The following is an 18,180-nucleotide window of genomic DNA, read 5'->3' as shown; positions in this document are numbered from 1 at the left end:
TTTATTTTTTTACTTCCCTTCAGCACCAAACTTGTGAATGAAACAAAAGCCCGTTAAAATAGGAAAAAGAATAAGGACGGGAGGAATAAGCTGTGAAAATAACTCCGGTTGAGGATTTATTTACCATTTTAAATGAAACGGCTACGATTATGCAGGAAGAACTGCATTCTACATACCTTGAAGCTCTTGCAGAAACAGGAGAGAATTTATTCCATGAAAGCATTCTTCAGGATGAGCTAAGCGAATTAACAGTAAAGAGGCTTAGGAAGAGTTATGAATCAATTAACTTAAGCAGCTATTCAAAAGAAGAGATTAGAAAATCCTTTCAGCTTGCCATATTAAAAGGCATGAAAGAAAATGTACAGCCTAATCATCAAATGACTCCTGATGCAGTGGGCATGCTAATGGGGTATCTAGTCGAAAAATTCATTCAGGAAAAAAGTTTCCGACTGCTGGATCCTGCAGTAGGAACAGGAAATTTATTGACAACTGTAATGAATCACCAAAAGGATAAAACGGTTGAGGCAACTGGGATTGAGATTGACGACTTATTAATTAAGCTTGCTTATATAAATGCCAATTTACAGGAGCATCCCATTCAATTTTTTAACCAGGATAGCCTTGAGCCCCTGTTTATAGAAGCTGCTGATGCTGTAGTGAGTGATCTGCCTATTGGCTATTATCCGAATGATGTCCGTTCAGCTGAGTATAAGTTAAAAGCAGATGAGGGACATTCCTATTCCCATCACTTATTTATTGAGCAGAGCATGAATCATGTGAAATCTGGAGGTTATTTATTTTTCATCATTCCAAATGGGCTGTTTGAAAGTGAACAGGCACCAAAGCTGCATGAATTCATTAAGGAAACTGCCTATATTCAAGGTTTGGTCCAGCTGCCGCTTACCATGTTCAAAAATGAAAAAGCTGCCAAAAGCATATTTATCCTTCAGAAAAAAGGGGGTGGAGTCACTCCACCTAAGCAGGCTCTGCTGGTCAACTTGCCCAGCTTGTCCAAAACAGCAGAAGCTGAAAAAATTCTCAAGAAAATTGATGTCTGGTTTAAAGAAAGCAAATAAGGATAAACGAAAAGAAGCCGTGCATTTGCCGGCTTCTTTTTAAATGTATGGAAAGTATAATTTTTACACATTGATAACTGTCTAGCGCAAGCAGCCTACCCCTCGAGGTCACAAGCCGTTTCCTTTCAGAAGGAAGAGCGCCTTTCTTACAGCAACCGTCATATGCCTATCGTCCCTGGGCAGTTTCCTCCACATTTCGGGGGAATCCTCACAAAAAGGCAAAGGACGCCTTTCCGAGAGGCACGTCTTGTGCATGTCCGGGGTGGGCAAGGCGCTGCCGCTTTTTCTTTAAATATAGGGAAGTATCAGAAAATATTTAATTTATCATGAAAACGATACCATTGCAAGGTGCTTCTTGAAATGTATTGCTTACAGTGTTTAAATGGGAAATTGAGAGATATTAATTGTGGCCGATGCACAGAATAAAGTTGTATTATTTTTTGTGTCGTATCACACATTGTTATATAAAAGTATGGGTTTGGAGAGACAATGAAGTCCCTTTGAACATCTTCTAAAGGAGCGGTAGCTTTATGGCAAAAATCATAGCAATCAATGCCGGCAGTTCTTCGTTAAAATTTCAATTATTTGACATGCCGAGTGAAGAGGTTATTACCAAAGGATTAATCGAGCGTATTGGGCTGGATAATGCAGTCTTCAATATCTCTGTGAATGGAGAAAAAATCAAGGAAGTAACGGATATACCTGATCATGCAGTTGCGGTTAAAATCCTGCTTGATAAATTAACAAATCTTGGGATTATTAAATCTCTTGATGAGATCGAAGGAATTGGCCATCGTGTAGTACACGGCGGTGAGGCATTCAACGATTCTGTAGTCATTACGGATGAAGTGCTTGCGAAAATAGATGAACTTTCTGAACTTGCACCCCTTCATAACCCGGCTAATATTACGGGAATTAAGGCATTCCAGCAGGTTCTTCCAAATGTGCCTGCAGTGGCGGTATTTGATACAGCATTTCATCAGACGATGCCTGAAAGCTCATTCCTATATAGTCTGCCATATGAGTATTATGAAAAGTATGGCATCCGCAAGTATGGATTCCATGGCACTTCACATAAATATGTATCAGAGCGTGCTGCAGAAATGCTTGGCCGTCCGCTTGAACAGCTTCGCCTCATCTCCTGCCATTTAGGGAATGGAGCGAGTATTACAGCTATTGAAGGCGGAAAGTCAATCGATACCTCCATGGGGTTCACTCCGTTAGCGGGTGTTACAATGGGTACGCGCTCAGGTAACATTGACCCTGCACTTATTCCATTCATTATGGAAAAGACGGGTAAGAATGCAGATGAAGTTCTTGACGTTCTAAATAAAAAGAGCGGTATGCTGGGTGTTTCCGGATTCTCCAGTGATCTCCGCGATATTGAAGTTCAAGCTGTTGAAGGAAATGAAAGAGCTGAATTGGCTCTTGAAGTATTCGCAAACAGAATCCATAAATATATCGGATCCTATGCATCCCGCATGTATGGCGTAGATGCGATCATCTTCACAGCTGGAATCGGTGAGAATAGTGATGTCATCCGTGATCGTGTTCTTCAGGGGCTGGAATTCATGGGCGTATACTGGGATCCTGCATTAAATAAAGTACGCGGTGAAGAAGCATTCATTAACTACCCTCATTCACCAGTTAAAGTCATGATTATCCCGACAAATGAGGAAGTCATGATTGCACGTGATGTTTTGAGATTGTCTAAATAACATTCATAACAAGGCAAGGGCTAATGCTCTTGTCTTTTTGTTTTTATCGAAATTTAGTCCCCGCCAGGCGGAAGGAGAATTCATCATCTGCTTATGCTATACTGAGTCCAAGAAAAAAATGTTTTGGGAGGAATTGCGATGCCATTGAACGAACGGGAAGAAAGTGTTTTGACCGGTATTCAGGAGTGGGAGAACAAGCTGTTAAATTATGAGCCCAATGATTTGGAAATGGTTTATGATAAATCATTGGAAAGGTCTTTCTCACTATTGCCTGAAGAAGTTCAGCAGCAATTTTTTTCAGCAATGGATAGCTGGCTGTTTCATCTTCATGCGCTTATTCAAGGCTCACAGCTTCAAATGGATGCGAAAGAGCGCATTTTGACAGCAGGCCGTGTTTTTCATTCTGATATTGAAACGATTGAAGACCTTAAGCAATTGACTATCGACCAGCTTCAATACATAGCTCAGCAGCAGATTGCCCGGCATCGTCTTTATTCTTTTGCGCAAGGCGGCATTGCAGGTTCAGGCAGCTCACTCATGCTGGGTACAGATATTCCTGCTATGGCGGTTATTAATCTTCGTGCCGTCCAGCTGATTGCCATGACCTATGGTTTTGAAGTCAATACTCCATTCGAAATGATGAGCTCTCTTAAGGTTTTTCACGCAGCCACACTGCCGCCGCGCATGCAGGGCAGTGCTTGGGAAGAATTAAAGAACGAGCTGAAGAATCAGGAAGAATTCTATTTTTATGAGGGAAAAGAAGAATTGACTGATATAACCTGGGTTGAGCAGCCAATGAAGCAGCTTTTTAAAGCGATGGCTATTTACTTTTTTCGGAGAAAATCCGTTCAAGGAATTCCTTTCATCAGCATGGCCATTGGAGCCGGGACCAATTATCAGCTGACAAGAAAAGTAACAGATTTCGCTCATAAATATTATCAAATGAGATATTTGCATAGAAAAAACAATCAGCAGTAAACTCCCGGATAACTATGATTTATAAGCAAAGGTGATGCCAAATGAGTACATTCGAGCATAAAAAAGAAGCGCCAAAAGAAGTTAGATGCAAAGTGGTCACCGTGAGTGATACGAGAGATAAAGAAACTGATAAAAGCGGAAAGCTGATGATCCGCCTGCTGGAAGAGGCAGGACATGTCATATCTGACTATGAAATCGTCAAGGATGAAGGAAGTCTCATTCGCCAGGCCGTATTAAAAGGTTGTGAAAACCCCTCCATTGATGCTGTACTTACAAATGGAGGCACTGGAATTGCGTTAAGGGACGTGACTATTGAGACAGTAAGACAATTATTTGATAAAGAAATGGACGGATTCGGCGAATTGTTCAGAATGCTAAGCTATACGGAAGATATCGGGTCTGCGGCCATTCTTTCACGGGCTGCTGCAGGCACAGTTCAAAATAAAGCAGTTTTCTCAACACCAGGATCATCAGGGGCAGTTCGCCTTGCGATGAATAAGCTGATTTTGCCTGAACTCGGGCATATCGTCAGGGAACTAAGGAAAGATTTATAAAGGGCAAAAAAACCTTTCCGCCGCGGAAAGGTTTTTTTGAAAAGAGAAGGAAGTATCATTTTGAACTTTGAGAACCGTCTAGCGTAAGCAGCCCTCCCCCCTCGAATTGACGCAGGACAAGGAAGGCTTCGAAAGGCTTCGGCAGCAAAAACATCGCGACCGAAAGCGGCGGCTTTTGAGAGGACGTGGCGTTCTTAGTCTGCATTTCTTTCTGGGCAAGGCGCTTCCGCTTTTCTATTATGAATGCATTTTCCCTGTAATATCCTGATTCGTCCGATACCATAGCCACAGATCATTTATGACTGATGCCAGTTCTGAAATTTCACTGTTAAGTCTGCATGATCTTTCGAAATTGCCCTCATCTGATAGCTCAGCCTGTTTCCTGTTGATATCCGCTTCAAGCTCTGCGATGCGGTCAGGAATCCTGCCTCTTATTTTTTCCCACTGAAACAGGATCATCTGCTGTGTTTTTGGTGAATATTCATCCCAATCCCGATCAAAGGCCGGTATAGGAATGCCAAGACGGCGATTATGTGAAAAATGCTCTTCCATTATGAATCCCCCAAACGATAATCTTGTTTTTATTTTACTATAAAGGTGTTTATGGTGCATGGATGTTTTAGTATTCAATCTTTTTTGCAGATACTACTATGGGACTAATGTGAAAATAAATGAACTTGGTTGACAAGTACTGATTTAATAGAAAGGCTATGGGATTGGTTTGCAGATTTAATAGAAATCGAATAGTATATTTACTATTAAGAATATTTAATTATTTTAAAGGGGGGAGAATATGAAAAGGTTTATAACACGCTTAACAGTTTTAGGCCTGGTGTTGAGTTTGCTTTTGCCTTATCCCATTGCAGCCTTAGGAGTGGAATTGGGCACAACAGATAGCAGCAGTTCAGAAGAGCAAGTCTTTAAACATAAAAAACCATTAGAATATCCAACCTTGTCAAAAGCAAAGCGCCCCGAGGATGCAGGCTTTTCTTCCAAAAGGCTCAAAGAGGTTGATAAGCTGATCGAGGGAGAAATAGAAAATGGTTTTCCAGGAGCAGCTTTAGTCGTAATTAAAGATGGAAAGATTGTTAAAAACTCCGCATATGGTTCAGCCAAAATATTTGATAAAACTGATCCATTAACTCACCCGCAGAAAATGAAGACAAAAACCATGTTTGACTTAGCATCAAACACGAAAATGTATGCCGTTAACTTTTCACTGCAGCATCTTGTCAGTGAAGGTAAGATCAATCTTGAAGAAAAAATTCAGCATTATTTTCCTGCATTTAAAGATTCAGCGGACGATGAAATAAAAGGGAAAGGTGAACTCCGGATAATCGACTTGCTTCATCATACTGCCGGATTTCCTTCAAGCATCCATTATCATATCCCTGAAAGGGCGGGAGAATTGTATTCCCAGGAACGCAGTAAAACGCTTTCCATGATTTTAAAAACTCCCCTTCAGTATGAACCTGGCACCAAACAGGTTTACAGTGACATTGACTATATGCTGCTGGGATTTATTATTGAAAAAATAACGGGAATGCAGCTGGACCATTATACTGAGAATCATATCTATAAGCCCTTAGGGTTAAAGCATACTTTATTTAATCCGCTCCGCAAGGGTTTCAAAGAAAAGGATTTCGCTGCAACTGAATTACACGGCAACACCAGGGATGGGATCATTTCCTTCCCTAATATCCGGACCTATACTCTCCAGGGAGAGGTTCATGATGAGAAGTCTTTTTATTCAATGGATGGAATATCCGGGCATGCTGGCCTCTTTTCCACAACTTCAGATCTTGCTGTCCTGATGCAGGTGATGCTTAATGATGGAGGCTATGGAAATGTAAAGTTATTTGATAAACGCACAATTGATGAGTTTGTAGAACCATATGATATGAACCCTACATATGGGTTAGGATGGCGTTTGAACGGAGATTCAAGTATGGAGTGGATGTTCAGCCAGTATGCCGGGAAAAAAGTTTTTGGACATACTGGCTGGACAGGAACGGTAACGGTGATAGACAGGGAAAATAATTTAGCTATCGCTCTCCTGACAAATAAAAAACATTCTCCAGTCATCGATCCATTAAAAGATCCGCATAAGTTTCAAGGTGACACATACAGCATCAGTCAATATGGAAGTGTAATTTCAGCGGTTTATGAAGCATTAAATGACTAAACTATTACAGGGCAAAAGCCAAAACGGGGCTTTTGTCTTTTTTGTTGGGAAAATTTTATTTATTTTTATACATTTTTTAGAATAAGTATTGATTTTTAAAGAAAAGGTTGTTAAAGTAAGAGAATAATAAATGAATAAAAACATAATTTAGTTGTATATTTATACGAACAATCTAAGGAGGAAATATAAATGTCACAAAATAAAGTTGTTCTTGCATACTCAGGCGGATTGGATACATCAGTTGCGGTTAAATGGCTGCAGGATCAAGGTTATGCTGTTGTTGCCTGCTGCCTAGACGTTGGTGAAGGGAAAGATCTGAACTTTATCCAGAAAAAAGCTTTAACTGTGGGAGCTGTCCAATCTTATGTGATTGATGCAAAAGAGGAATTTGCTAATGAATATGCATTAATAGCGCTGCAGGCACATGCCTTATATGAAAATAAGTATCCATTAGTCTCTGCACTTTCACGCCCGCTGATCGCCAAAAAGCTTGTTGAAGTAGCAGAAAAAGAAGGTGCAGTAGCAGTCGCGCATGGATGTACCGGCAAAGGAAATGACCAGGTTCGTTTTGAAGTGGCAATTCAGGCCCTTAACCCTGATCTTCAAGTGCTGGCTCCGGTTCGTGAGTGGAGCTGGTCACGTGAGGAAGAAATTGAATATGCAAAACAAAACAATATCCCCATCCCAATTAATCTGGATTCTCCGTACAGCATTGATCAAAACTTATGGGGCAGAAGCAATGAGTGCGGAGTCTTGGAAGATCCATGGGCAGCTCCTCCGGAAGATGCATACGATCTTACTGTTTCTCTTGAAAAAGCACCTGATACACCTGATACGGTTGAAATCGGTTTTGAAAAGGGTGTTCCAGTCAGCTTGAATGGCAAAAGTATGAAGCTTTCCGAGCTTATTGCCGAACTGAATGAGGTTGCAGGCAAGCATGGAGTTGGGCGTATCGATCATGTGGAAAATCGTCTTGTCGGAATCAAATCCCGTGAAGTTTACGAGTGTCCGGGAGCAATGACACTCCTTAAAGCACATAAAGAGCTTGAGGATTTAACGATGGTAAAAGAATTGGCCCACTTTAAACCGGTTATTGAGAAAAAAGTGGCTGAGCTTATATACGAGGGATTGTGGTTCTCGCAGCTTAACAATGCTTTAACGGCTTTCCTGAAAGAGACACAAACCTTTGTTACAGGAACAGTGAGAGTGAAGCTGTTTAAAGGCCATGCGATTGTTGAAGGAAGAAAATCTCCTTATTCCCTATACGATGAAAAGTTAGCAACTTATACTTCTGATGATGAATTTGACCATAATGCGGCAGTAGGCTTTATTAAGCTTTGGGGATTGCCGACAAAGGTGCAGAGCATTGTTCAAAACAGCAAGAAGGTGACAGTGTGAAAAAGTTATGGGGAGGCAGATTCACAAAATCTGCTGAAGAATGGGTAGATGAGTTCGGAGCGTCAATTTCATTTGACCAGGAATTGGTTATGGAAGATATCGAAGGGAGCATGGCCCATGTTGCCATGCTTTCTAAAACAGGAATCATCACAGAGGACGAAGCTCAAAAAATCAAAACAGGCCTTCAGCAGCTTAAAGAGAAAGCTGCTAAGGGTGAACTGGCTTACTCAGTAAAGCTTGAAGATATCCATTTAAATCTTGAGAGTCATTTGACCGAACTGTCTGGGCCTGTCGGAGGTAAACTTCATACCGCAAGAAGCCGAAATGACCAGGTGGCAACAGATATGCATTTATACTTGCGAAAGCAGGTGGAGCAGATTGTTGAATTGATTCAGGAAATGCAGGAAGAGTTAATCATCCAGGCTGAAAATAATGTGGAAACTATCATGCCGGGCTATACTCATCTGCAGCGGGCACAGCCGATCTCCTTCGGCCACCATTTAATGGCCTATTTCTGGATGCTTGAGAGGGACAAAGAGCGTTTTTCTGAAAGCTTAAAGAGAATAAACTTATCTCCTCTTGGAGCAGGGGCTCTGGCTGGCACCACTTTCCCGATTGACCGTGAGTATACAGCTGAACTTCTGGGCTTTGAAGGCATCTATGAGAACAGCCTGGATGCGGTCAGTGACAGAGACTTTATTCTTGAGTTTTTATCCTCAAGCTCAATCCTGATGATGCATCTGTCTCGTTTAAGTGAAGAATTCATCCTTTGGTCAAGCCAGGAGTTTCAATTCATTGAACTGGACGACAGCTTCGCAACTGGCAGCAGTATTATGCCGCAGAAGAAGAATCCGGATATGGCGGAACTCATCCGCGGTAAAACCGGACGTGTATACGGTAACCTTATGGGGCTGCTGACAGTACTGAAGGGCCTGCCGCTAGCCTATAATAAAGATATGCAGGAAGATAAGGAAGGGATGTTTGACACTGTAAAGACAGTCACAGGTTCACTGAAAATCTTTGCAGGGATGATCCGCACCATGAAGGTTAAAACAGAGCAAATGGAAAAAGCGACTAAAAATGATTTTTCCAACGCTACTGAATTGGCGGATTATCTATCTGATAAAGGCATTCCATTCAGAGAAGCACATGAAATTGTCGGGAAACTTGTTCTTGTCTGTGTCCAAAAGGGATGCTTCCTTGGAGATTTGCCGCTTGTTGATTTCAAGAACGCCCATTCATTGTTCGATGAAGATATTTATGAAGTGCTGAATCCTTATACAGCTGTCAAAAGAAGAAATAGTGCAGGCGGAACAGGATTCAAACAAGTAAGCATCGCAATTGATAAAGCGAAGGAATCTCTCGGCATTAAAGAGTTTGTCAATAAATAAATGAAAAAATGGCGCTGCGGAAGGCAGCGCCATTTTTTTCTATTCTTCATCTTCTTTATCCGTTCTGACAACGAGGACATCACAGCGGGCATAGCGGGTAATATGTTCAGATACACTGCCGATGATGAAACGTTCAACTGCGTTCATGCCTGTTGCACCGCAAATGATCAGGTCGACGCTGTGCTTTCTGGCAATATCCTTTGGAATTTTCACTTTTGGGGAACCATAATCGACTTCATATGTTACATTATCGATGCCTGCATCCATTGCTGTTCTTTTGTATTTTTCCATTAATTCAGTTGCGAAAAGGTCAGCCCTTTCAGCTATTGTGCGGTCATAGGCTTCAACAGTAGCAAAAGTGCGGGTATCAATGATATGTGCCAAGACAAGAGAAGCATTATTGCGCTTCGCAATTTCAATTGCTTTTTTAAAAGCCCATTCTGCTTCCGTTGACCCATCTACAGCGACTAATATGTTTTTATACTTCATGCCCATTTGTATCTCCTCCTTTACCTATATTATACAGCTGTAAAATCTGAATATCTGTAACAAAAAATCGAACAATAGTAAGGCTGATAAAAATATATTAAAGGAGCAGATGAGGATGGAAAAGCGAGAACCACAAGCAGGATCCGCATATTTTTTTGATGAGCAGGGGACAAATGAAGTTAGCGAACAAATTATGAATGCCTATAACAGCGGTGTTATTGATCAGCCGAATGCCGAGTTTGACATGAAAGCTCACGAACGGAATGAAGGCCATCTCCGATAAGAAAAAGAAGCAAAGCTCTCATAAATCATGAGAGCTTTTTAGCTGAGAATTAAGAATGCCGGAAAAAGTAAAAATGGGCAAAGGTTTTGTATACTTTTCCGTCAAATAGCCATATAAAGTTAATAGGTATTTCACTTAAATTACGGAGGTATGCAGCATGCGTATCGGAGTTCCAAAGGAAGTAAAAAACAATGAAAACAGGGTTGCGATGACCCCTGCTGGGGTTATAAATCTCATTCAATTTGGACATGAAGTCTATATCGAAGCGGATGCCGGGACAGGTTCCGGTTTTTCGGATAACGACTATATAGGTGCTGGTGCACATATTGTTCAAACTGCAGAAGAGGCATGGTCAATGGATATGGTCATGAAGGTAAAAGAGCCGATACAAGGCGAATATGTATATTTTCGGGAAGGGTTAATTCTCTTTACATATCTGCATTTGGCTGCTGAACCTGATTTGACAAGTGCTTTAATTGATAAGAAAGTAGCGGGCATCGCTTATGAAACAGTCCAGCTTCCCAACCGGACTTTGCCTCTATTGACTCCAATGAGTGAAGTTGCCGGAAGAATGGCAGCTCAGGTAGGAGCCCAATTTTTAGAAAAAATACATGGAGGGAAAGGAATCCTGCTATCGGGGGTACCAGGTGTACAGCGTGGAAATGTTACCATAATCGGCGGCGGGGTTGCTGGAACCAATGCGGCAAAAATGGCAATAGGCCTTGGGGCAAAGGTAACAATGATTGACTTGAATCCCGACCGCCTTCGGCAGCTGGATGATATCTTCGGAAAAGAAGTAACAACGCTTATCTCTAACCCTTACAATATCGCTGAAGCTGTTAAGGATTCAGATCTCGTAATTGGAGCCGTACTTATTCCGGGAGCAAAAGCACCAAAGCTTGTCACAGAGGATATGATTAAAACGATGAACCCGGGCTCTGTAATTGTGGACATTGCGATCGATCAGGGTGGAATATTCGAAACAACTGATCGAATTACGACCCATGATAATCCCACATATGAAAAGCATGGCGTAGTTCATTATGCGGTAGCTAATATGCCTGGAGCAGTTCCCAGAACATCCACTCTTGCATTGACCAACGTGACGGTGCCTTATGCAGTTCAAATTGCGAATAAAGGCTACAAGCAGGCATGTCTGGATAATGAGGCTTTATTAAAGGGAGTTAATACATTAAATGGCTATGTGACTTACAAAGCGGTAGCAGAGGCCCATAGCCTTGACTATTCAGATACGAGTACGCAATTGGAACAGCAATAGGAAAAGCTCCAGGTATCCGCTTATCGGCGCCTGGAGCTTGACACTTATCTCAATTCAGAATTTATACACTTATTTCAAAAAAAATCCGGAGCTGAATAGCTCCGGATTTTTTTGTGGAATTTTTTCTAATGTTTATTTAATAACCTGAAGCTCTTTCGGGAACTTGGTTAAAATTTCAACTCCGTCTGCTGTTACAGCAAGGTCATCTTCAATCCGCACTCCGGCAACGCCTGGGACATAGATTCCCGGCTCGATGGTGAAAACCATTCCTTCTTCAAGCAAAAGTGAGTTTGTTTCTGTTAGTGAAGGATATTCATGAACGCTCACACCTAGTCCGTGGCCCAATCGATGCGGGAAATATTCGCCGTAGCCGGCTTCTGCTATCAGGTTTCTAGCTGTCAGGTCAATATCTGCACAAGTGACTCCCGGCTTGCTCGCTTCAACAGCTGCAAGCTGAGCTTTTAAGACGGTATCATAAATTTCTTTTTGTTTATCATTAATATCACCGTAAGCTACAGTTCTAGTAATATCTGAGCAGTAGCCATTCCAGACAACTCCGAGGTCAAATAGGACTAAATCCCCTTTTTGAATCTTCGTCATTCCTGGTGTGCCATGAGGAGAAGCCCCGTTAGCCCCCGTCAGGACCATGGTAGAGAAAGACATTTCGTTAACGCCTTTTTTCTTTAACGCATATTCTACAGCAGCTAGAACATCCAGTTCAGTTTTTCCTTCCTGGATCTCGGCACAGCCTGTTTCAATCGCAAAATCGGCCAGTGCACATGCTTCGCGAATGATTTCCAATTCTTTTTCATCTTTAACCATCCGAAGCTGGCGAAGCTTTTCTTCTGCCGAAGCGAATGAAGCGCCGCTGAACAGAGCAGAGATGGCTTCATACCGCTCTACATTCATATGCTCTTTTTCGATTGCTGCTTTATTTACCTTCCCAATTCTCTTATGTATGGATGTCTGGATGAATTCCCAAGGGTTCTGAATATCGCTGTAGCCAATAAGTTCATGGCTCCAGCCTGCTTTCTTGGCATCTTCTTTTTCCATGGCCGGACATACAAGGAAAGGCTCTTCTTCCTGGAAAACAGCCAGCCCAAGCAAGCGTTCATGTGGGTCGCTTAAAAAGCCGCTTAAATAAAAAACATTATCCGGTGATGTTACAAAGGTGACCTGGATATCATTTTCCTTCATCCACTGAGATAGTTTCTGCAATCTATTATTCATAGTGAACCTCCTTATTTACTTATACTTTGAGAGTAGCAACTAAATAAGAAAATGTAAACTTTTTAAAGATTGCCAATCGGGTATATATTAAAAGAAAGCAGGAATAACTTGTTTTTCGTTGAAGTAACTTACATAACCTAAAATTAGAGAGGAGCATAAAATTGAAAGTATCATTTCATGGCCATGCCATAGTGAAGATCGAATCACAGGGAAAAACCATCTTAATAGATCCTTTTATTAACGGGAATGATTTGACAGACTTAAAAGCGGAGGACCAGAAGCCAGACGTCATCATTGTCACCCATGGACATGGTGACCATCTTGGGGACACGATTGAACTGGCAAAGCGCAATGACTCTCTTGTCATTGCCAACTTTGAGCTTGCCACCTATCTGGGCTGGCAGGGAGTTAACGCGCATGGAATGTCGATCGGGGGCGGATATGATTTTGACTTCGGAAGAGTGAAGCTGACACAAGCATTTCATGGAACTGGCCTCGAGACAGAGAATCAGGAAATCATCTATTTGGGAATGCCAGCCGGTGTTCTCATCACTTTAGAAGGAAAAACGATTTACCATGCAGGGGATACAGGGCTTTTCTCTGACATGAAGTTAATTGGCGACCGGCATCCGATAGATTTGGCATTTCTGCCGATCGGGGACAATTTCACTATGGGTCCGGATGATGCAGCATACGCAGCAGAACTTCTTGGCGCCAAAAAGGTGGTTCCGATTCACTTCAACACGTTCCCGCCAATCAGGCAGGATCCGCATAAATTCATCAGCATGCTGGAAACAGGAGTCGGGCAGGTGCTGGAAGCAGGAGAATCAATCGAATTATAATATAAAAACGCAGCTTCCGATGGAGGCTGCGTTTGTTAATGAGGAATGTATAAATCCTGAAGTTAGATAACTGTCTAGCGCAAGCAGCCTATCCCCTCGAGGTCACAAGCCTGTCTAGTTGCGGCTCCTGGGGACAAAAGACTAGTCAAATCCCTTCCAGAAGGAAAGAACACCTTCTTGCAGGGCTCGTCTTATGCTTGTCGGGGGTGGGCAAGGCGCTGCCGCTTTTCTTTAAAAACCACTCATTTTCCCAGCCTGTCCGCATACATTTTAGGGAGGATAGGATAAAGGAGGAAGCTAAATTGAATAAAAATCGATATTTGCTATGTTTGCTGCTGTGCGGATTGCTGCTTTATTATGCCGCTCCTAGAATGGGTGTGTTTAATGGAGGGACTGAAGGGATCTTTGCCATCAGCTGGCTGGCCCTTGCCCTTTTTGTCATTGCCGGAAACCTGACTGCATTGTTGTTTGCCCCGAAAAAAGCGGATGCTTCGGGAAAGCAGGTGCGCAAAATGGCAGAAAGGAAGCGGGTGCGTTCCTTTGGCAGATAAAGTGAAACTTCAATCAATGTCCCTCACTGTTGTTAGTTGAGGACCACAGGACAAGGAGGCTTCGTCAGCATGAGCATCGCACGACCGAAAGCGGCAGCTTTTGGGAGGACGTGGCGTTCTTAGTCTTTGTTCTTCTATCGGGCCTTTATGGGCAGTTTGACCCCTACCTATCTTCTTGATTGCTCTGAGTCTTGAAGTGGGGGTTATACTGCCCATTAGACTGCGATAATTTAAGATTGCCGAAGTCAATTGTATCAAGGCCTCTTTACCCTTATAATGAAAAATAAGGAATAATTTGTAGAGGGTGAAAGTCTTGGCTACTAAGCATGAGCAAATATTACATTACATTGATGAACTGCCAATTGGAGAAAAAATATCGGTCAGACAGATCGCCAAGGCGCTCGCTGTGAGTGAAGGGACTGCTTACAGAGCAATTAAGGATGCTGAAAATAAGGGATATGTCAGTACAATAGAACGTGTTGGGACAATAAGAATCGAGCGGAAAAAGAAAGAAAATATTGAGAAGCTTACTTTTGCCGAAGTTGTTAATATCGTTGACGGCCAGGTACTCGGAGGAAGAGCCGGTCTTCATAAAACACTGAACAAGTTTGTTATTGGAGCGATGAAGCTTGAAGCGATGATGAGATACACGGATGCCGGAAACCTGCTGATTGTCGGAAACCGGACCCAGGCACACGAATTGGCATTGAAGGCTGGGGCTGCTGTGTTAATTACTGGGGGCTTTGATACAGAAGACCATGTCAAAAAACTTGCTGACGACCTGCAGCTTCCTGTGATCTCAAGCAGCTATGACACCTTCACAGTTGCAACTATGATCAATCGGGCTATCTATGACCAGCTTATCAAAAAGGAGATTGTACTTGTTGAAGATATCCTGACTCCTCTGAAAGAAGCGATTTTCCTGAAAACAACCGATACAATTGCAGATTGGCTAACGTACAATCGAGAAACCGGCCATAGCCGATTCCCAGTTGTCGACAGTAATCTAAAAGTGCAGGGAGTTGTCACTTCCAAGGATATTATGGGACATGATAAAGAAACGCTTATTGAAAAAATTATGACCAAAAACCCTATGACGGTTGGCGGAAAAACGAGCGTTGCCTCTTCCTCGCATATGATGGTATGGGAAGGGATTGAATTGCTTCCTGTGGTAGATGAAGCCAATAAACTTGAAGGGATTGTTAGCCGTCAGGATGTGCTGAAGGCGCTGCAGATGATCCAAAGGCAGCCGCAGGTAGGTGAAACAATTGACGATATAGTCACCAACCAGCTGGTTATGACTCGGGGAAAAACAAAAGGGGATGACGTATATCGCTGTGAGGTTACTCCGCAGATGACCAACCACCTTGGAACGATATCCTATGGGGTCTTTACAACCATTGTTTCGGAAGCTGCAAACAGAGTGTTAAGAAGCTATAAAAAAGGTGATCTCGTAGTTGAAAATATGACGGTCTACTTTATTAAGCCTGTTCAAATCGACAGTATGCTTGAAATCTATCCAAAAGTATTGGAAGTAGGACGGAAGTTCGGAAAAGTGGATGTGGAAGTTTTTAACGAAGGCGTCCTTGTAGGCAAGGCAATGATGATGTGCCAGCTAATTGACAGACATTAATACCAGAATAGCAAAAGCACCTTGCCCACAAAGGAACGCAGACCAAGAACGCCACGTCCTCCCAAAAGCTGCCGCTTTCGGTCGTGCGATGTTTATGATGACGAAGACTTCCTTGTCCTGAGGGACTCATCTCGAGGGGGCCGGCTGCTTGCATTAGACAGTAATAAGCGTTCAAGGATATATATTCCATCTGATGAAGAAAAAGCCGCTCACATTTTGAACGGCTTTTTTTGCAGGCACTTACGGAAATCCGGTTAAATTTAACTCTTCCTTGCTTCCTCAGCTTCTTTTGCAGCGTGAGGCATGTAAAACTTATATGCTTTCATGCCGCCCCATATGCTTAATACCCCAACAAGGATAAACACAATTCCCACAATAAGAGCTGTTGTTGTATTGTATAAAAACAGCTGATTAAGGCCAAATATGGCGACGAATGATCCAAGCGCAATCCTGGACTTGGCTGATATCCATTGTCTTTCAACCGGCTGTCTGCTTCTGAAGAATTTCACTTTGTAGAAAATATAGAAAGAAAAAGAGAGAATAATCAAGATAACAAAGATAGGCATTTCATAACCTCCAAGTTTCGACAATCTCTTATTATTTTACCTTCATTAATAAAAAATTGCCATAAGCGTGCTGTGTTTTCTTTTTCTTTTCACGATGATATGGTAAAAATAAAGTAGTATTCAGAAAAAAGGAGCGCGCCATGAAACAAAAGATACTAGATGAAATTAAAAATTATGAAACAATCATTATTCATAGGCATGTCCGTCCTGATCCGGATGCATATGGTTCACAGGGAGGCCTTGCTGAAATCCTGAAGGCTTCATTCCCTGAAAAATCAATCTTCACTGTCGGGAAGGAAGAAGAAACACTTCATTATATGAGAAGGCTGGATGAAGTATCTGATGATACATATAATGGGGCGCTGGTCATTGTCTGTGATACAGCAAATGCGGAACGGATATGTGATGATAGATATGGAACGGGTAATAAACTGATCAAAATTGACCATCACCCGAATATGGATCCATATGGAGATATGATGTGGGTTGATACGGATGCAAGCTCTACCAGTGAAATGATTTATGAGTTTTATCTTTTCGGCAAAGATCAGGGTCTGAAAATGTCTGATGAAGCTGCTAGATTGTTATTTGCCGGAATAGTAGGGGACACCGGCCGTTTCCTCTATCCAAGCACGACAGAAAAGACGTTTGCATATGCAGGTGAACTGATTCACTATAATTTTTCGCGGCCGGAACTGTTTGATAAGATGTATGAGCTGGACGCAAATATTGTTAAATTGAAAGGCTATGTACTGCAAAATTTTGAAATGAGAGGCAGCGGTGCAGCTGTCATGATCCTGAAAAAAGAACTGCTCGAAGAATTTCAGGCAGTACCTTCTAAAGCTTCCCTGCTTGTAAGTGTTCTAGGCGATGTGAAGGGAATAAAAGCTTGGGTTTTCTTTATCGAGGAGAGCGATCAAATCCGTGTGCGGTTCCGTTCGAAGGGTCCAATTATTAATGAAGTTGCAAGAAAGTATAATGGCGGAGGACATCCTCTTGCTGCCGGAGCTTCCATTTATTCATGGGAAGAGATGGAATCGGTTGTAAGAGATTTGGAGGATGTCTGCAAAGCTAACTAAAATATAATGCCCGGCAAAAGCCGGGCATTAATCCAGCATGATATTTAATTCAATTGAGACGGTTGTATAGATGACCAGTTCTTTAACTTCGACCCGGTATCTCTTTTCATTTACCCGATGTGTTTTATTTTCTATTATTTTCTTGATCAGTTCGCTGCTTTTGTAAACAGTATCGATGTCTTTGGCAACCATCATGCTAATATCCTCTTTTATTTCATCTTCCAGCTGAAAAACACTGAAGGAATCCAATTTATATTTTTCGCTGTTGACAATTTTAATGGATATATCCTGGACAGTCAGTTTTTTCTGGTTTTCTTTATTTAGTTTTTTGAATTCCTCCTGCCAGATTTCCTTATCTTTTTCCAATTCAAAAATAGCATCCTTTTGAAGCTTGATTTCTTTGCTGTATCTCTCCTGCCATTGCCCAAAAACAAATAAAAAAATAAACCAGCTGATGATGCCCCCTAGGGCCATTCCTGCTAAAAAGCGCTGCCAGGATGGCAATCGGTAGTAAGGCGGTATCCTCATGCTGAAATGTTCTCCTGAGTCAGCCAGTTAATAAGCATGGCGCCTGTCTGGGCCCCTCCGAGAGCAGAAAGAATCAGCATGAATTGCTTAAATATATCCTTTGTCTGTCCGTCCATGACACCTCTTTCAAAGCTGTAAACTGTATCAAAGGTTCCCCCGATTGCTGCAATGATAGCCCAGATGCGTATCATATTTGAAATCTGGAAGATTTGATTTAAAGGAGGCTTTCCTGTCAGAAAAGCAGCCATACCTCCAATGATTGAACCTCCTATCAAAACACCGAAAGCAATAAAATAACTATCAATTAAAGTGGAAAAAAAGGGCTGGGTATTCATATCATCCATCCTCGCTGCAGGAATGGCCCTGCCAGAATTATCTTGATACTTCATCATATGGACAA

19 protein-coding genes are annotated in these 18,180 nt (G+C 42.0%); 13 read left to right on the top strand and 6 right to left on the bottom strand.

The annotated features are described in order from the left end of the window. Positions 1-92 precede the first annotated feature (92 nt). From NR125_RS15410 to NR125_RS15395, 4 genes are all read left to right on the top strand, one after another. A complete protein-coding gene (locus NR125_RS15410) occupies positions 93-1,076 on the top strand; it encodes a class I SAM-dependent methyltransferase (protein WP_256815631.1) in 984 nt (327 codons plus the stop codon). A 530-nt stretch (positions 1,077-1,606) separates the two neighbouring features. Continuing rightward, positions 1,607-2,794, top strand: a complete 1,188-nt coding sequence (locus NR125_RS15405; protein ID WP_009333278.1) for an acetate kinase — start codon at positions 1,607-1,609, stop codon at positions 2,792-2,794. Between the two features lie 138 nt (positions 2,795-2,932). Then, the gene (locus tag NR125_RS15400; RefSeq protein WP_009333276.1) at positions 2,933-3,772 is read left to right on the top strand and encodes an EcsC family protein; all 840 of its coding nucleotides are present in this window, start codon (positions 2,933-2,935) and stop codon (positions 3,770-3,772) included. A 41-nt stretch (positions 3,773-3,813) separates the two neighbouring features. After that, positions 3,814-4,326: a MogA/MoaB family molybdenum cofactor biosynthesis protein gene (locus NR125_RS15395; protein ID WP_256815630.1), complete on the top strand. Its 513-nt coding sequence runs from the start codon at positions 3,814-3,816 to the stop codon at positions 4,324-4,326. A gap of 237 nt (positions 4,327-4,563) precedes the next feature. On the opposite strand, the gene NR125_RS15390 is transcribed toward NR125_RS15395, so the two are convergent. Continuing rightward, a complete protein-coding gene (locus tag NR125_RS15390; RefSeq protein WP_009333272.1) occupies positions 4,564-4,878 on the bottom strand; it encodes a hypothetical protein in 315 nt (104 codons plus the stop codon). A 241-nt stretch (positions 4,879-5,119) separates the two neighbouring features. On the opposite strand from NR125_RS15390, the gene pbp4b reads away from it, so the two are divergent. The 3 genes from pbp4b to argH all read left to right on the top strand — a co-directional run bounded on the left by pbp4b (position 5,120) and on the right by argH (position 9,300). Further along, positions 5,120-6,511: a penicillin binding protein PBP4B gene (pbp4b, locus tag NR125_RS15385; RefSeq protein ID WP_256815628.1), complete on the top strand. Its 1,392-nt coding sequence runs from the start codon at positions 5,120-5,122 to the stop codon at positions 6,509-6,511. A 189-nt stretch (positions 6,512-6,700) separates the two neighbouring features. Continuing rightward, a complete protein-coding gene (locus tag NR125_RS15380) occupies positions 6,701-7,909 on the top strand; it encodes an argininosuccinate synthase (protein ID WP_009333268.1) in 1,209 nt (402 codons plus the stop codon). Further along, a complete protein-coding gene (gene argH / locus NR125_RS15375; protein ID WP_009333266.1) occupies positions 7,906-9,300 on the top strand; it encodes an argininosuccinate lyase in 1,395 nt (464 codons plus the stop codon). The genes NR125_RS15380 and argH overlap by 4 nt, the downstream gene beginning before the upstream one ends. Positions 9,301-9,339: 39 nt before the next feature. On the opposite strand, the gene NR125_RS15370 is transcribed toward argH, so the two are convergent. Further along, positions 9,340-9,795 (bottom strand): universal stress protein, encoded by a 456-nt coding sequence (locus NR125_RS15370; protein ID WP_009333264.1) that lies wholly within the window; start codon positions 9,793-9,795, stop codon positions 9,340-9,342. Between the two features lie 109 nt (positions 9,796-9,904). Between NR125_RS15370 and NR125_RS15365 the strand changes: the two genes are divergently transcribed. Together NR125_RS15365 and ald are read left to right on the top strand one after the other, a co-directional pair. Continuing rightward, positions 9,905-10,072 (top strand): hypothetical protein, encoded by a 168-nt coding sequence (locus tag NR125_RS15365; RefSeq protein ID WP_009333262.1) that lies wholly within the window; start codon positions 9,905-9,907, stop codon positions 10,070-10,072. A 157-nt stretch (positions 10,073-10,229) separates the two neighbouring features. Further along, a complete protein-coding gene (gene ald, locus NR125_RS15360; protein WP_256815627.1) occupies positions 10,230-11,351 on the top strand; it encodes an alanine dehydrogenase in 1,122 nt (373 codons plus the stop codon). A gap of 132 nt (positions 11,352-11,483) precedes the next feature. Here the strand turns inward: ald and NR125_RS15355 are convergent, their stop codons facing one another. Then, positions 11,484-12,581 (bottom strand): M24 family metallopeptidase, encoded by a 1,098-nt coding sequence (locus NR125_RS15355; protein WP_256815625.1) that lies wholly within the window; start codon positions 12,579-12,581, stop codon positions 11,484-11,486. 161 nt (positions 12,582-12,742) lie between these two features. Here NR125_RS15355 and NR125_RS15350 point away from each other — a divergent pair, with 161 nt between their 5' ends. The 3 genes from NR125_RS15350 to NR125_RS15340 all read left to right on the top strand — a co-directional run bounded on the left by NR125_RS15350 (position 12,743) and on the right by NR125_RS15340 (position 15,607). After that, the gene (locus tag NR125_RS15350; protein ID WP_256815624.1) at positions 12,743-13,423 is read left to right on the top strand and encodes a metal-dependent hydrolase; all 681 of its coding nucleotides are present in this window, start codon (positions 12,743-12,745) and stop codon (positions 13,421-13,423) included. A 302-nt stretch (positions 13,424-13,725) separates the two neighbouring features. Further along, the gene (locus NR125_RS15345; protein ID WP_034296652.1) at positions 13,726-13,974 is read left to right on the top strand and encodes a hypothetical protein; all 249 of its coding nucleotides are present in this window, start codon (positions 13,726-13,728) and stop codon (positions 13,972-13,974) included. 313 nt (positions 13,975-14,287) lie between these two features. Next, positions 14,288-15,607 (top strand): CBS domain-containing protein, encoded by a 1,320-nt coding sequence (locus NR125_RS15340; protein ID WP_009333252.1) that lies wholly within the window; start codon positions 14,288-14,290, stop codon positions 15,605-15,607. Between the two features lie 260 nt (positions 15,608-15,867). On the opposite strand, the gene NR125_RS15335 is transcribed toward NR125_RS15340, so the two are convergent. After that, positions 15,868-16,173 (bottom strand): YtpI family protein, encoded by a 306-nt coding sequence (locus NR125_RS15335; RefSeq protein ID WP_256815623.1) that lies wholly within the window; start codon positions 16,171-16,173, stop codon positions 15,868-15,870. Between the two features lie 140 nt (positions 16,174-16,313). On the opposite strand from NR125_RS15335, the gene NR125_RS15330 reads away from it, so the two are divergent. Next, positions 16,314-17,252: a DHH family phosphoesterase gene (locus NR125_RS15330; RefSeq protein WP_256815622.1), complete on the top strand. Its 939-nt coding sequence runs from the start codon at positions 16,314-16,316 to the stop codon at positions 17,250-17,252. Positions 17,253-17,279: 27 nt separating this feature from the next. Here NR125_RS15330 and ytrI read toward each other — a convergent pair whose 3' ends face one another. Together ytrI and ytrH are read right to left on the bottom strand one after the other, a co-directional pair. After that, positions 17,280-17,780, bottom strand: a complete 501-nt coding sequence (gene ytrI, locus NR125_RS15325) for a sporulation membrane protein YtrI (RefSeq protein WP_009333249.1) — start codon at positions 17,778-17,780, stop codon at positions 17,280-17,282. Further along, positions 17,777-18,172 carry a sporulation membrane protein YtrH gene (gene ytrH / locus NR125_RS15320; RefSeq protein WP_019383072.1) on the bottom strand — a complete coding sequence of 132 codons (396 nt, stop codon included), beginning with the start codon at positions 18,170-18,172 and terminating at the stop codon, positions 17,777-17,779. The genes ytrI and ytrH overlap by 4 nt, the downstream gene beginning before the upstream one ends. Between the last annotated feature and the right edge of the window lie 8 nt (positions 18,173-18,180).

The organism is Cytobacillus sp. Bac17 (genome assembly GCF_024519925.1).
Taxonomy (GTDB): domain Bacteria; phylum Bacillota; class Bacilli; order Bacillales; family Cytobacillaceae; genus Cytobacillus; species Cytobacillus pseudoceanisediminis.
Note: the sequence above shows the minus strand (reverse complement) of the source record. Positions and strands in the feature narration are given on the sequence as shown.